Annotated in this window: 12 protein-coding genes; 3 read left to right on the top strand and 9 right to left on the bottom strand. The window is 46.9% G+C overall.

Annotation, left to right across the window (positions count from 1 at the left end; all coding sequences use genetic code 11):
* Position 1: 1 nt before the first annotated feature.
* The 4 genes from ACRRSY_RS02025 to ACRRSY_RS02010 all read right to left on the bottom strand — a co-directional run bounded on the left by ACRRSY_RS02025 (position 2) and on the right by ACRRSY_RS02010 (position 6588).
* Positions 2–2137, bottom strand: coding sequence for a TonB-dependent hemoglobin/transferrin/lactoferrin family receptor (locus ACRRSY_RS02025; RefSeq protein ID WP_432454855.1), 2136 nt, complete (start codon positions 2135–2137; stop codon positions 2–4).
* Positions 2138–4141 (bottom strand): prolyl oligopeptidase family serine peptidase, encoded by a 2004-nt coding sequence (locus ACRRSY_RS02020; protein WP_432464279.1) that lies wholly within the window; start codon positions 4139–4141, stop codon positions 2138–2140. It lies immediately after the preceding gene.
* 382 nt (positions 4142–4523) lie between these two features.
* Entirely contained in the window at positions 4524–4940 is a 417-nt protein-coding gene (locus ACRRSY_RS02015) for a CBS domain-containing protein (protein WP_432454857.1), read from the bottom strand.
* A 280-nt stretch (positions 4941–5220) separates the two neighbouring features.
* On the bottom strand, positions 5221–6588 hold the full coding sequence (locus ACRRSY_RS02010) for an aspartate aminotransferase family protein (protein WP_432454858.1): 1368 nt from the start codon (positions 6586–6588) through the stop codon (positions 5221–5223).
* 212 nt (positions 6589–6800) lie between these two features.
* On the opposite strand from ACRRSY_RS02010, the gene ACRRSY_RS02005 reads away from it, so the two are divergent.
* Positions 6801–7535, top strand: a complete 735-nt coding sequence (locus ACRRSY_RS02005) for a sulfite exporter TauE/SafE family protein (protein ID WP_432454859.1) — start codon at positions 6801–6803, stop codon at positions 7533–7535.
* A 79-nt stretch (positions 7536–7614) separates the two neighbouring features.
* Here the strand turns inward: ACRRSY_RS02005 and yghU are convergent, their stop codons facing one another.
* Complete coding sequence (gene yghU / locus ACRRSY_RS02000; RefSeq protein ID WP_432454860.1) at positions 7615–8469, bottom strand: glutathione-dependent disulfide-bond oxidoreductase; 855 nt, start codon at positions 8467–8469, stop codon at positions 7615–7617.
* Positions 8470–8755: 286 nt separating this feature from the next.
* Here yghU and ACRRSY_RS01995 point away from each other — a divergent pair, with 286 nt between their 5' ends.
* Positions 8756–9316: a hypothetical protein gene (locus ACRRSY_RS01995; protein WP_432464278.1), complete on the top strand. Its 561-nt coding sequence runs from the start codon at positions 8756–8758 to the stop codon at positions 9314–9316.
* 34 nt (positions 9317–9350) lie between these two features.
* On the opposite strand, the gene ACRRSY_RS01990 is transcribed toward ACRRSY_RS01995, so the two are convergent.
* The 4 genes from ACRRSY_RS01990 to tauA form a co-directional block, all read right to left on the bottom strand.
* Positions 9351–9617 carry a SemiSWEET transporter gene (locus tag ACRRSY_RS01990; RefSeq protein ID WP_432454862.1) on the bottom strand — a complete coding sequence of 89 codons (267 nt, stop codon included), beginning with the start codon at positions 9615–9617 and terminating at the stop codon, positions 9351–9353.
* 394 nt (positions 9618–10011) lie between these two features.
* Positions 10012–10965 carry an ABC transporter permease subunit gene (locus ACRRSY_RS01985; RefSeq protein ID WP_432464277.1) on the bottom strand — a complete coding sequence of 318 codons (954 nt, stop codon included), beginning with the start codon at positions 10963–10965 and terminating at the stop codon, positions 10012–10014.
* Between the two features lie 10 nt (positions 10966–10975).
* On the bottom strand, positions 10976–11815 hold the full coding sequence (locus ACRRSY_RS01980; RefSeq protein WP_432460737.1) for a taurine ABC transporter ATP-binding protein: 840 nt from the start codon (positions 11813–11815) through the stop codon (positions 10976–10978).
* Positions 11816–11847: 32 nt separating this feature from the next.
* Positions 11848–12855 carry a taurine ABC transporter substrate-binding protein gene (tauA, locus tag ACRRSY_RS01975; protein WP_432464276.1) on the bottom strand — a complete coding sequence of 336 codons (1008 nt, stop codon included), beginning with the start codon at positions 12853–12855 and terminating at the stop codon, positions 11848–11850.
* 205 nt (positions 12856–13060) lie between these two features.
* On the opposite strand from tauA, the gene ACRRSY_RS01970 reads away from it, so the two are divergent.
* Entirely contained in the window at positions 13061–14551 is a 1491-nt protein-coding gene (locus tag ACRRSY_RS01970; protein ID WP_432460735.1) for a PLP-dependent aminotransferase family protein, read from the top strand.
* The last annotated feature ends 55 nt before the right edge of the window (positions 14552–14606 follow it).

Genomic DNA, 14606 nt, shown 5'->3' with positions numbered 1-14606 from the left:
CTTAAAATACATAGCGCGCATTGACGGTAAAATAGCGCCCAGGCTGAGTGGAATATTTGGTCTGCGAAACGCCTACACCAGCAACATCCTGATAACGGGTATATTCTCGATCGAGTAAATTAATCACATTTAGATTCAGCGAAAGATCTTGACTCAATGCGATCCCAAGCCCGAGATCCAAAGAATACCAAGCCGTTGTTTCTGCACACTGGCTTACGAGGCCGAACGCATTGGAACAGCTCGGAGTCCGATCCATCGCGTCAGCCCAGTTAATCCGGCTGTAAGCGTCAAATATGCCCTGCTCAAAACTCAGCGATAAATTTCCTTCCAGGGGGGTAATGGCACGAACATATTCACCCTCGTCGTTTTTCCCGTTGACCCATCCAACTGCGCCTGACAAGCTCCAAGCTTGATTCAAGGCATATAAAGTAGAGAGCTCGGCACCATATGTATTCACGCCACTGAGGTTTTCATAGCGTTTCTCAAACAATCCGCTAGACGCATTAAAGCCTGCGTCGACAACACTGATGAAATTTTCGAATTGGTTATAGAACACCGCCGCGTACACGCGTAATACGCCATTGTCGAACTTACTTCCAAGTTCAAAGCTATCGCTGGTTTCCGCTTTCAACTCAAAGTTAGGCAATACAACAAAAGGTGTAATCGGCACGAACTCATGACTGATATAGCCGTAGGTTTTGTCGTATTCTGGCGCCCGATAACCGTGCTTATAACTGATATAACTATTTAACTCAGGGGTAAATTGATAGGCGAGCGAAAAACTCGGCGACAGCTCACTACTGCGATTATCTCGAAGGCCATCAAATTGGATCGCTGAACTATCGTCAGCCGTCAACTGATGCGCATCAAAACGCAGTCCAATCATGCTGGTCCATGCATTCAAGGAGATAGAGTCTTGTAGGTACATACCAAGAGAATAACTACGAGCAGGAGCAAAAGGAGTCGATGCAGTGGAAGTCGAACCATTCCAATCAGAACGGGCATCATGAGTAGGACGATCATGATACGCCGTTTCTGCGACGGCACCGTAGACAAGCACATGGCTGAGACTACCGCTGTACAGTTCTTTATTCAGATCAATGGACCATCCCAACAATTGGTCGTTAAACTCACGTTGATCCAACTCACGACGTAGTTCTCTAATCCCGTTATTGTTGCGGTCCATCAGGCGATTTGTATCTTCATCAAATTCGCTGACCCGATAATATAGCTTGGTCTCTAGGTCATCCATCCACGCCTTGGAGGCTTGGTACTCAGCACCTAGCCATGCGAGATAAGTGGTCGTAGTATCTTGCTCGGTATAATCAACAATGTCCCAAGCCCCATCGGCCTGCACCGATGCAGTGCCCTCGCGGGTATTCATTTGCTCACGGTAAATCTCAGCTTTCGCTTTCAACAACAACTGGTCGCTTACATCATGATGCACGCTATATTCAAAACTAACGCCTTCAAGATCTCGCTGATATAAGTCTTGTTGATAGTTTCGTGTTTCTTCACCGGTCCAATAAGCGCCCGAAATCAGACTACTGGTATCACCGACCCGAAAAGCCAAATTAGAAGCCACTCGATATTTATGACTAATCCCGCTATAAGTTGTTGCTATATCAGTATAAAAGTCCTCATCTCCTAAATAGTCTTCCGGACTGTAAGATTTGAGAATAACCACCCCTCCGATTGCACCGGAACCATAGCTGGTTGAGCTCGCCCCTTTTACCACTTGAATTTGTTTTAGCGTGGCGACATCGAAAGAATTTCGTCCAGCGCTGTCATTTAAGTCATCTGCCCCAAATCCATCTGATGTAGCAATACCATCTTTCACAATCGCAACTCGATTCCCCACCATGCCTCGGATAGCAATGTTCTGGGGCCGACCAGCGCCTCCCGTGACGCTAATCCCCGGCTCCTGATTTAGCACATCATATAATTCTGTCGCCCCCGCCTTACGCATATCATCATTGTTAATCACCGCCACGCTGCCAGCCGTTTTTGAAAGATCTTCTTCGTACTTGTTGGCAACCACAACGATGGTTTCTAAGGGGGCGATGTCAGATTCGGCGTGCACAAAGCCAGCAACAATTGCGCTTAACACAATCATGCTTAGTCGAGACGGTTTCATTTACAACTCCGTTTGCTCAGATGGTAGTAAGTAGTGGATCAAAAATGCGTAGTCCATGGCCTGCTGGGCCAACGCCTGGCGCCGGTCCATAGCATGTCCGCTTTGAAAGTCGGTTAATAATAAATAGGGGCCGCGGCCTTGGCTGCGCGCAGCTAACAAAGAAAGGTATTTAGCCCCCTCCCAATACGGTACTCGGCTGTCATGCCAGCCCACTCGCACCATCGTGGCAGGATAATCCAACGCCCCAACGTTATTCACCGGATCATAATCAGCCATAACCGCCAGTTCATTAGCCTGCCTGGGATTACCCCATTCATGATATTGCTGTGCCGTCAAAGGCTGTGAAGCGTCAGACATACTCGCCACCACATCCACAAAAGGCACATTGAGGCTTACCGCTGAAAAGTACTCAGGATGTTGATTAACTGCCGCCGCGATCAGCGTTCCGCCGGCACTGGATCCCATTGCTGCTATTTTCCGTTGTCCTTGTTTAAAACTCTGCAAAGTCTTAGCCGCCGCAACAAAGTCGGCGATACCAGCAGGTTTATTGACCCCTTTACCTGCGGAATGCCATGCCTCTCCGTAATAGCCACCGCCCCGTACGTGAGCAATCGCGTAAATAAAGCCTTTATCCAATAACGAGATGATTTGCGACATAAAATACGGCCGCATCGTAAAACCATAAGCACCATAGCCATATAACAAAACCGGTGATTGCCGATGTAGCATGCTGCTTTTGTAAGCCAGCGTAACTGGGACGCGCACCGAGCCCGACTGAATACTAATTTGCTCCGTTCGGTAGGCTGATTGCTGAAACCCCGGATAGGCATCTTCACTAATCAACGAACGTTGAGCATTACCAATATGAAGACGCTCCCACTTCGCGGGCTGAATCATTGACATACTTCGAATATGGACAATATTGCTGTTAAAATCACCGACGCGACTAATCCAACCAACGGCCCCCTCCGGAGCCATCGCTAAGTGCAGAGGCTCCGCTTTGTCATAGCCAATAATGACTAACTGATCCCGCCCCTGCTCGTGTTCGTGGATCAGGATGCCTGCGGCAAAGAGATAGAAATGCTTCAGTTCTGCTGACGATTTGGGGATATATACGACTTGCCATTGTGATGCACCTAAGGCACTTTGGTATAAACCAAAATTGCCGGTATGGTTGCTGTTAATATAGAGCTTGCCATGCACCACATTAGCGTAATACTCAATACCATTTTGGCGTGGCCGAATAGGCTCTAACAGCGCTCCTGTAACGAGGTTGAGTAGTCGCTGCTCCGACATCACCTCATTATTTAGCTGGATGACCGCATATTCCGGATCACTTGCCACATAGGCTGACAAGATCCACTGAGGATCGGACTCCATCAACTTTAGTTGAGACCGTCCAGTATCAAGAAAGTGCTCGTAGAGAGCCACTCCAGCAGGCTCTGTACTCAGGTGTTCAATCGTATATAAGCGACGACTATCGCGTCCCCATAACAAAGCGGTTTCACTCTTGATTGCCACTTGCAGAGCCGTCGATTGAGCTAGATTAATCACAACGATACGGTAGTTTTCATCGCCCACGACGTCTTCAGCCAAGGCAAGGTGTTTTCCATCGGGGCTGAGTGACCAATTGGCTAAGCGATAATAATCATGTTTTGCAGCCCGCTGTTCGATATTCAATAATATGCTTTGAGACTGGCTGTTTCGCTTACGCCGAGCAATCACCCGCTCACCATTCAACCAAATTTGATTGAGTTCGTCATCACCTCGAATTAACCAAGGACTTTCAGCTTTAGCTGATGCAGCATTCTGCCACTGCGCGATCAAGGATTGCTGCAAAGGTTTTAAGGGGTTTAGCGTTAGTTGAGCGGAGCGATTTTGTTGTTCAAGGTAGGCTCTAACCGAAGCTTCATTATGAGGTTCAGCTTTTAACCAGGAAAAATCATCAGCAGCATAACTAGAGTGCTCCACTACGACACCGAGCAAAAGCAAAAATACAGACATCCATTTCATACAACAAAATCACGGCAAACCATAAATAGTGGCCGTATTCTGCACCCAAATACAAATGAGATCAATTATCATTTGTATTTGAGTGCAATTTATTGAACTTGTTTATTCACTGAAACTAAAATTTTCAGTGAACTCAAACCTCCGTGTATCCAAATTTTATTTCGGAAAAAGTTCACAAAAATCACGGTTCAAACCGTAAAATTCAATCCTCTAAATACCACATAAAGGTGATTATTCAGTTCGCTGTTATATGATTTTTATACCTATTTATCATGCAGATAGATAACAATCATCGCCATTCAATCATTCGTTTAGACAATTCAAATCAGCGCTAAAAACGAGTTTACCAATGTCCACATAACATTCACGTCTACTATTTCCGATCAACAAAACATTGCTGTTGGTGATGCTGCAGCGCCACTAACACTGCTTTGCGATCGATTAAACCAATTAACTTGCCAGCTTCCACCACCGGATAATTTTTGGGTTTGTTCTCCAGCATTTGCTTGGCCAGATCTAAAACACTTTCAGCAGGGCTCACGCTCAACACATCTCGATTCATGATGTCTTCGACCAACGCACTCTGCTCACAGTAGTAGCCTGCTTGCAGCATTTGCGCCACACAATCCTGCTCGGAAACCCAACCCAATAAATGATTTTGTTCATCTACCACTGGGGCACCGATTTGTTGTGACACAATCAGTTTTTCACTCACGTCACTAATGCTTTGTTTCAGCTTTAAACTCAAGAATTGAGTTTTCATATAATTTTTAATAGTTAGGTTTTGCATAAGACCTCCTTGTTTGGCCATTTAAATGACCGATTAGTTCTAACTATAGTTGGCAGGGAGGAGGCTGTGAAATGGCTAATACCTATTAGATTGATAGGTGCGAGGCAATTAAACGTTTATCGTTCAAGGATATGAGAGCCGCGATCGAAACAAGTTTTTCGCGTAAAGAGCAGTCACACTGCGATAAACAAAGCAAACTAGCACCCTGCTGATAAAACAGCAGCGTGCTTTGGCTCCATCAAGTCACAGGTTTCTGGCCAAAAATGTTCTTGCGACCAAATTATCGGGCAATTTCAGCGAACACTTGATCGAGAGTCGACACGATGAAGTCTGCTTCTTGTTGGCTCAAAGTGAGCACCGGACACAAACACAGGGTATTATTAAAACTTGTGAAGCTACGGTTGGTGCGACCAATGATCAGACCTTTTGCCATGCACATCGCCGCAATTTTTACCGCCACGCTCTCGTCGACCGGAGTTTTCGAATCGCGATCACTGACCAGTTCAATACCCAGTAATAAACCCTTACCCCGCACATCGCCAATGATCCCATGTTTGCTCTGCAAGTGCTTGAGTTGAGCCAGCAAATAGTCGCCCATAACCTTACTGTTATGCACCAATTCTTCTTGCTCAAGAATGCGCATATTTTCTAATGCCGCGGCAGGGCCTGCGGTACAACCGGCAAAGGTACTAATATCGCGAAAATAAGCATCACGATCGCTGCTGTCGGCAATAAACTCATTGAAAACTTGTTCGGTAGTCACGGTGCAGGAAATTGCGGCATAACTCGAGGCAACCCCCTTCGCCAGAGTAACGATGTCAGGTTTGATGCCATAATGCTGATAACCAAACCACTCGCCAGTACGACCTAAACCGCAAACCACTTCATCAATGTGCAGTAATACATCATATTTTTTACAAATTTCCATGATGCTTGGCCAATAACCTTCAGGCGGAGTAATCACCCCACCACCAGCAGTAATCGGCTCTAAAATCACCGCGCCCACGGTATCCGGTCCCTCCCGCAGTATAACTTTTTCAAGCTCTTTGGCGGCCAACACCCCGTAGTCTTTCACCTCGCCAAACTGACTCCGATATTCACAGCAATGCGGAAATTCGACAAAACCAGGTACAAAGGGGCCATATTGCATGCGCCGCTCTTCCTGACCGGTGGCACTTAAGGTTGCAATGGTTGACCCATGGTAATCGCGTTCACGATAAAGGATCTTATGCTTCTTACCGCCATATTTTCGATGGGCTATCTGGCGCACGATCTTAAAGGCTTTTTCGTTAGCCTCAGAACCTGAACTGGCGTAATAAACGCGGCTCATACCGGGCATTTTAGCTAACAGTTTTTCGGCAAATTCAGCTGCTGGGATCGTGCCTGCGGTGCTGGCAAAAAAATTAAGTTGGGTGAGCTGTTGACTAATCGCCTCAGCGATGGAACTACGTCCATAACCTACGTTCACGCACCATACGCCCCCCGCAGAAGCATCTAAGTAGCTATTTCCTTTGGCGTCCCATACGCGCGAACCTTGCCCCTTCACCATGACCATTGGATCTTGAGTTGCTAACACGCTGTGCTGGCTAAGGTGATGCCAAACATGTTGACGATCTTGCTCGATGGCCGCGGCATTAACTAATGACATATCGCTACTCCCTGAGACGAATGACTGACATAAAACATGAACAGACCTTAACTCGGCAACACAGCAATGCTTAGGACCAGCAATTCGAATCCATGGAGCCAGACAAAAAGAACAAATTATTGGGAGCACACTGGCCTAACACTTAGTTTCATTGGCCCTATAGTAAGAACTTCAAAGCAGGCAAACTCAAGCTTTTGCTCTAGGGAGTGAGCATGGACAGTATTGGCTTAATGGTACCGGTGGTCATGCTGGCAGCCTTCGTTCGAGGCTTCACTGGGTTTGGTTTTGCTGCGATCGCCATCATTGGTATGAATCTGTTTTTTACCCCTCAGCAGAGTGTACCTGTGATTTTGTCGCTGGATTTATTGTGCAGTTTGAGCCTGTGGTCTCAGGCGCGACGACAGGCGGATTATTCGAGTTTAAAAAAACTAATGTTCGGCTCTTTACTGGGGATCCCGCTGGGCTTAGGTCTACTGATTTTACTGCCAGCAGAATTGCTCAAACTGTCAATTTGTGTATTCATTTTGCTATTTTCGTTATTCCTTGCCTGCAACATTCGCTTCCCCCACATGGATAAACCCTTAACTGCAGTCCTATTTGGTTTTCTATCCGGTGCAGGCACCGCCAGCGCTTCGGTCGGGGGACCAATGGTGGTGTGTTATATGCTGTCGAGTCCACTCAAACCACAAACACAACGCGCCACCATGATTTTGTTTTTTATCGTGAGCGAGCTGTTATCGGTGCTGGGCTTAATCGTGAGCGGAGTGTTTAATTGGCAGGTACTTAGCCACATAGGCATATTGCTATTACCGACCATGCTGGCCGTAAAGATCGGCCAAACGGCGTTTAATCGTTGGCCGCCACGCAGCTTTAAACATATCGCCCTACCGGTGATGGTGCTAGTCGCCTTACTCGGCATGGGTGCTTCAGTAGAGAAGATATATTAAGGCCGGAACGCGCCGTCGCTTAAGTGTCGCGAAACAAACGGCAACGGCTGCCCCCTCAATAGGGAGCAGCAACGTCTATTTAGCGCTTGCTTAAGGCTTGATCGATGTCTGCCGCACTATGGCGCTCGGCAAGGAATTCACCAGCTTCACCAGACGAACGATTCACAATACGTCCACGTTGAACGGCTTCACGAGCGGCGATGGTTTGCGCCCAAGCAACAACATGGGGATAAGAGCCTACATCTAAAAATTCAGCAGCATCATAAAGTTTGCCCAGTGCCAAGTTGCCGTACCAAGTCCAAATCGCGATATCTGCGATAGTGTATTCTTCACCCGCTATAAATTTATTGTGAGCCAAACGCTTATCCAGCACATCTAACTGACGTTTCGCTTCCATCGAGAAGCGATTGATCGGGTATTCAAACTTCTCTGGCGCATATGCATAAAAGTGTCCAAATCCACCACCTAGATACGGTGCGCTACCTTGCAGCCAGAATAGCCAGTTTAAAACTTCCGCTTTAGCCGCTGGCTGTTTGGGCAGCAAGCAGCCAAATTTTTCGGCTAAATAAAGTAAGATGGCGCCCGATTCAAATACTGAAATGGGGGTCTCACCGGAGCGATCCACCAAGGCCGGGATCTTCGAATTAGGATTCACCTCGACAAAACCTGATGAGAACTGATCGCCCTCACCAATGTTAATCAAGTAAGCGTCATACTCAGCTTCCGTCACGCCCAGCGCCAATAGTTCTTCGAGCATAATGGTCACTTTTTGCCCATTTGGCGTTCCCATCGAATACAACTGCAAGGGATGCTCCCCTACCGGTAGGTCCTGTTGATGCCGGGCTCCCGAATCCGGTCGATTCACACTCGCCCACTTACCACCATTTTCATTGTCCATCGTCCAAACTGTTGGAGGGGTATACTGCTCTGCCATCGTGCTTCCTTCTAGTTTATTGTCTAGGATCATTATCGCCAGTTAAAACCTTCTCACTTCATTTTTCCAGCCGTTTTTGATTGGTTTAGTAATTAATTGAAATATATAACTTAAAATGGCGGTTAATCCGCCCTCAAAAATCTAAGCCTTCGCCTCTATATTTCGCTTAGTGCGCGGACAAAGCAAAGCTTGTGTGGCCTGTCTCAAGCATTCAACTTAGATATTTAGAATATATTCACTAAAGGTCTACAATCATTGTAAGTTATGTTTTCTATCAGAAGCGCCTATGAAAAACCTATTCTTCAGTCTGCTAATCAGCTTGCTAATGGCCTGCAGCAGCACAACCATTAAATCACCAAGCCTCGCCAAAGCAGAGCCCAAATGCCTCGGTAGTGTAGCGCTACCCGCAGATATGCAAGACCAATTCGAAGTGATTGATGATCAGCAACTGTTAAATCAAGCTTTAGGCAAGCCAAACCAAGGGAAACTGTGTCAGGGACAAGTTTATCGAAGTAAGCTTGCCACTCAAGTCACCGTTTATCGAGCATGGAACAGCACCAACCCCAATAGTCAATTTGGCCAATGGTGGGCGTTTCAGCAACCCTCTGGGGAAATCGCAAAATACCGCGCCGACTATGAGATCTGTTACCAATGGTCCCCGCTCGACAAATTGGTTCGCTGCACTTTAAAGCCGCAGACAAAAGTGGTGGTCGGTAACGGCCAAAGTGCCGAATGCTCGGCCTATTTAAGCTACCCAGTTTCCTCTGAGCAACAAATATATATCGACGATGCCGAGAACTCGTTGCTGGAATGCAATACACTTAATGGTGAATTTAACTGGAAATAATCGACAACCAAGCTCTTCCTGCAATACTTGCGATTTATTTGCCGAAAGAATCTTTCACTTTCAACAACAAAATTGCCGATGCGAGGGTGAAAGTGATGATATTAGCAATAATAATCGGTAAATCTTCGAGTAAAATGCCATAAACCAACCATAAGAAAACGCCTAATACGAACAGCGCATACATACCGAGCGATATCGAACTGGTATCTCTGGTCTTCCAAGTATGGATCACCTGTGGAATGAAAGCACAGGTAGTACAAAATGCAGCGAAATAGCCTAGAATTGTCGAGTCGATAGACATGACGATTTTTAACCTCTTCAATTTATTTTCAAGCTGCACAGTATGCACCTTTTCTTTGAAAAACAAAGTACTAACTCACAAATGTGTCGTTAATATGAAACTGTAAAATTAACTTGAGTTCAGAATAAACACCGCAGCACAAACCGGATATAACTTTATTACGATGCAACGCCCAACGCCCATGGTCAAACTTCAAATACCCACTCAAGAACATTTAATCAAGCAACCGCCTTTCGCTCACAGCTCAATCGATATATCACGCCTAAAAAGCCTCTGGTTGGGGCTGATAATATTTGCCCTTATATTGGCCCTCAGTACAGGCCCCAGATATAAAAAAGCCCGGCGAACCGGGCAAACAACATGTCAAAGCTAAATCTTTACGCTACATCAGTATTTAGTTATAACCCTTCCATGGGATCAATTTACTTTCGAGGAAGCGCATCATCAGATCAAAACAATAGGCAATGATCCCAATCACCACGATGCCAGCAATCACCACGTCGGTCACTAAAAACTCAGATGCGTTCAGCACCATAAAGCCGATACCTCGCTCGGCGGCAACCATTTCTGCAGCCACCAGCGTCGTCCAACCAAAACCAATCGCGATCCGCATACCGGTCATAATATCTGGCAGTGCGCCTTTGGCGATCACTTGCGTCACCACCTGCCAGCGGCTTGCCCCCATTGAATAAGCCACTTGAATTTGTTCGATTCGCACCGAACTCACCCCTGAACGAGCACTCAGAACGATTGGTGCCAACATCGCCAGAAAGATCAGCGTGACTTTACTCGCTTCATCAATCCCCAACCAAATGATCACCAGTGGTAAGTAAGCTAAAGGAGGCAGCGGTCGATAAAACTCAATCAAGGGATCAAACATGCCACGAATCACTCGACTACAGCCAATGGCCACCCCAAGTGGGATCCCAATCAAACTGGCTAACAAAAACGCGCCGAAGATCCGACTTAAGCTCGCCCCTAAATGCTCTGCCAGCGTAGCCCCTGCAAAGCCGTCAATTAACACATCCCATAAGCGCGCTAATACGTCGAAAGGGGAAGGTAAAAACATCGGTTTGATCATGCCAGCTTCGGTGACCAAGGCCCACAAGCCAAGACAGAATAAAGTAGAACACAGCGCGATGAGCTTACTGTCTCCAGCACCAGGGGTGCCAAAGTACTCACCACTCGGGACCGCTTTGCTGGCTCCGATTTGCTGTGTGGTATGTAGTACTTTTTGGGCCAGCGGGGTAAGCTGCTTCTGGTGAGCAGGCACCGCAATATAGTCCGCCGACGGGCGTTCCGACTCAGCTTGGTTCAGATGGCTGGCGTCAATGGTATTTGTGGTCATAATCTGCTCCTTAGGCAACGGCTGCTTCATCGCCATGAATAATCGCTAGTACCTGTTCTCGCATGGCAATAAAGGCGGCGCTCGATTTCACCTTGCGGGCATCCCGACAAGCTAAAAATTGTTGATTGAAATCGATTTTAAACTCATGGGTAATTCGCCCGGGACGAGGCGACATCACAATTAAACGCGTCGCCAACAGCAAGGCCTCATCTACGCTATGGGTAATAAAAAACATCATTTTGTTGGTTTCGCGCCATACGTCTAACAACAGTTCTTGCAAAGACTCTCGCGTTAAGGCGTCCAAGGCACCTAAGGGCTCATCGAGTAACAGCATTTCTGGGTTATTGGTCAGCGCTCGGGCGATCCCCACCCGTTGCTGCATCCCGCCGGAAAGCTGATAAACCTTGTGCTGATGAAAATCTTCCAGGCCCACCAATTTTAAATAGCTGGCAGCGCGCTCGCGGCGCTGTTGTTTGTCTACACCTTGCAGTTTTAAGCCAAACTCGGTGTTTTCAATCACATTCAACCACGGCAACAGTGCGTGTTTTTGAAAAACCACACCGCGGTCAGCCCCAGGCCCGACAATTTCATCCCCAATATCCAAACCACAGGCCACCCTGGGATAGCCCTCTATCACACTGTCTCCCAGCGTTAAGTAGCCCTTTGTCGGCGAAATAAAACCAGCGATCAAATTGAGTAAGGTGGTTTTGCCGCACCCCGATGCACCCAGCGCAACCACAAAATCACCTTGCTCAATGTTTAAGTTCACCTCAGATAAGGCGGTAACCGGATCACCGCCTTGGGCTGCAGGATAGACTACCGATACATCGTGAATTTCCAGCGTATTCATTTTAAGTCTCCTGTATCACTCACCTGTTCGGCTTACATTTTTGCGGCAGCAGCGGCAAATGAGGGATTCACAAACTTGCTATAGTCTGGCATGAGGTCATTAATTTTCTTTTGCTCTTTCAAAAACTCAGAAGTTGATTTGAGCGACTTACTGGCACCACCCTCGGCACCACAACCTAACCAACTGCAAGAAAGCTGGGTTTTCATGTCTGGAAACTCGTATAGGTCTAATACTTCGGCCACCGTGTTCACATCGCCACCACTGATTTTAGCGATCGATTGTGCGATTGGGTTGGAGGCATCAAAGCTGGTTTTATGCTCTCGATAATCGGCATCTAAATCTGCAACAACCTTAATCATTTTGCTGACAAAATCAGGGTTTGCCGCGGCGAACTCTTTATTTGCCACGAGGCCGTCGAAGGTCGGTTTTCCCCAAGCGCTTAAAGTTGCAGAAGTAATCAACACCTTACCGCTTTGTTTAATTTTTCCCAGAGCTGGATCCCAAATAAAGGCACCATCAATATCACCTCGCTGCCAAGCTGCGGCAATCGAGTTGGGTTGCATATTAATCAGCCGAACATCTTTTTCGCTTAAGCCAAATTGCTCTAGAGCAAACAAGGCATGGAAGTGAGTCGTAGATACAAATGGCACTGCAATCCGTTTACCTTTTAGATCTGAAGGTGCATTAATTCCCGATCCATCGCGAACCACTAAGGCTTCCGCATCTGCGATATTTTCTAAAATCCAAATCAGTTCTATATCAACGCCTCGGCTCACGGCACTGGCGATGGGGCTGGAGCCCGCGGATGCAATATCCAAAGCACCCGAAGCCATTGCCGTCATTGCTTTCGCGCCCGAGTCAAAGCGACGCCATTTGATGGTATAGCCAGTCTCTTTTTCCACCAATTTTTCGTTAATCGCGTGTTTCCATGGATTAAACATCCCCTGATAACCAATGGTGACGTCTTTAGCGCTTGCCGTCGATGCCAGCATCAAAGTGGCCAAAGCCGCTATCGCCGTTTTTATCTTTAGCTGTTTCATTGTTAACTCCTTGTTGAACCTGACACGATGCGTGTTGTTTTAAGTTACTGCCTGTAAAAAACCAGCTATAGGGCCAATTTTTTTCAATTGCAGGTCCAAGAAATCACAAACGATAATCCGTCAATTTGGCCAATAAATTGCAGACAATCACCTGTAAAGCGCAGAGAACGATAATATCTCTAGCGAGTTTCATAGGATGTATGGCATGAATGACTTGATGATGAACATTGAACTTCGCCCAGGTAGAAGTTTACAACAGCAAATCAGAGAGCGATTAGTCGAGCTAATTCAACATGACTACTTTGGCGCCAAGGCGCTTCCTTCAAGCCGTAAGCTCGCTCAGCTACTCAAGGTATCGCGCAACACCGTAGTCTTGGTGTACGAGAGCATGGTGGATGAAGGTTACTTAATCGCACATGAGCGGAGCGGCTTTTATGTCAACCCCGAATTAGCGCAACAACCCGCTCTCAAATTGGTGCAATCTCGCCCAGCATTGGACCAGACTCAGGTAAATTGGCAACAAAGGCTACGCAGCACCCCAGCATCTTTTAGCACCTTAAATAAAGATAAAAATTGGCTACGCTACCCCTATCCCTTCATTTATGGACAAATAGAACCAAGCCACTTTCCAATCTATCAATGGCGTGAATGTTCGCGGATCGCGCAAAACCGTAATTGCGTACAAGACTGGGTCGAAGATTACATCGACGTCGACGATAAAGAATTAGTCACCCAAATACGCCAACAGATCTTATCCAAGCGTGGCATTACCGCCAGCAACGAAGAAGTTCTGATCACCCTTGGCACTCAAAACTCACTGTACCTGCTCGCCTCATTATTAGTCACAGAGGACGTTAAGGTGGGGGTCGAGAATCCTGGGTATGCCGATCAACGACATATTTTTAATCAGTGTGGTTCGCGCCCCATCCCATTAACTCTCGATGAACAAGGCCTGCAATTAGGTCCACAACTAAGTCAGTGTGACTATGTCTGTATTACACCCAGCCATCAATACCCAACAACAGTCACCATGCCCATTGAACGACGCAAGGCGCTTTTAGCACAGGCCAATGCGGACGATTTTGTACTAATTGAAGATGATTATGAGAGTGAAGTAAACTTTAAGGCACAACCTCTACCAGCGCTCAAAAGTATCGACCAACATGGTCGAGTCATCTACATCGGTAGCCTATCTAAATCACTCTCTCCGGGCTTACGGCTTGGCTACCTTGTTGCCAATAAACAACTGGTCGCAGAATTGCGTGCACTGCGCCGGCTGATGTACCGTCACCCGCCCGCCAATAACCAGCGCACCGCCGCGCTATTTATTGGTCAAGGCTATTACGATAGTCATGTGCGCCGAATGCGCCATGTTTATGAACAGAAATGGCAATTTATGTATCAGGGCTTACAACAGCACCTGGGTCAATGCGAACTGCACGCCACCCCAGGAAGTTTCTGCTTTTGGTTGGCATTACCAAGCAATGTCGCAAGTACAGAACTGGTCATCGAAGCAGCAAAACAGGGGATTTTAGTGGAATCTGGCGATAGCCTATTTGCCGAAGAGCATGCGCCCAAAAATTATATTCGTTTAGGATTTTCAGCAATTGAAAACAGCAAAATTGAAACTGGCCTGGCGCAACTCGGCAATGTGCTCAAGCAATTACAGCACAGCAAGCTCGCCAAGCACGCCTAGCCAAGCAAGGGTGCTTGCAAAGATTATCCAAAATTCACGTCTCTTTGCTGAGCAC

The organism is Agarivorans sp. QJM3NY_33, assembly GCF_050870865.2.
Lineage (GTDB): Bacteria > Pseudomonadota > Gammaproteobacteria > Enterobacterales > Celerinatantimonadaceae > Agarivorans.
The sequence above is the reverse complement of the archived record's forward strand: the minus strand, read 5'-3'. Positions and strand labels throughout refer to the sequence as shown.

Coding starts and splice junctions, on each gene's coding strand:
- ACRRSY_RS02005 (WP_432454859.1), top strand. CDS start 6,801: ATGGACAGTATTGGCTTAATGGTACCGGTGGTCATGCTGGCAGCCTTC.
- ACRRSY_RS01985 (WP_432464277.1), bottom strand. CDS start 10,965: ATGACCACAAATACCATTGACGCCAGCCATCTGAACCAAGCTGAGTCG.
- tauA (WP_432464276.1), bottom strand. CDS start 12,855: ATGAAACAGCTAAAGATAAAAACGGCGATAGCGGCTTTGGCCACTTTG.
- yghU (WP_432454860.1), bottom strand. CDS start 8,469: ATGGCAGAGCAGTATACCCCTCCAACAGTTTGGACGATGGACAATGAA.
- ACRRSY_RS02015 (WP_432454857.1), bottom strand. CDS start 4,940: ATGCAAAACCTAACTATTAAAAATTATATGAAAACTCAATTCTTGAGT.
- ACRRSY_RS01995 (WP_432464278.1), top strand. CDS start 8,756: ATGAAAAACCTATTCTTCAGTCTGCTAATCAGCTTGCTAATGGCCTGC.
- ACRRSY_RS01990 (WP_432454862.1), bottom strand. CDS start 9,617: ATGTCTATCGACTCGACAATTCTAGGCTATTTCGCTGCATTTTGTACT.
- ACRRSY_RS02020 (WP_432464279.1), bottom strand. CDS start 4,141: ATGTCTGTATTTTTGCTTTTGCTCGGTGTCGTAGTGGAGCACTCTAGT.
- ACRRSY_RS01980 (WP_432460737.1), bottom strand. CDS start 11,815: ATGAATACGCTGGAAATTCACGATGTATCGGTAGTCTATCCTGCAGCC.
- ACRRSY_RS02025 (WP_432454855.1), bottom strand. CDS start 2,137: ATGAAACCGTCTCGACTAAGCATGATTGTGTTAAGCGCAATTGTTGCT.
- ACRRSY_RS01970 (WP_432460735.1), top strand. CDS start 13,061: ATGAATGACTTGATGATGAACATTGAACTTCGCCCAGGTAGAAGTTTA.
- ACRRSY_RS02010 (WP_432454858.1), bottom strand. CDS start 6,588: ATGTCATTAGTTAATGCCGCGGCCATCGAGCAAGATCGTCAACATGTT.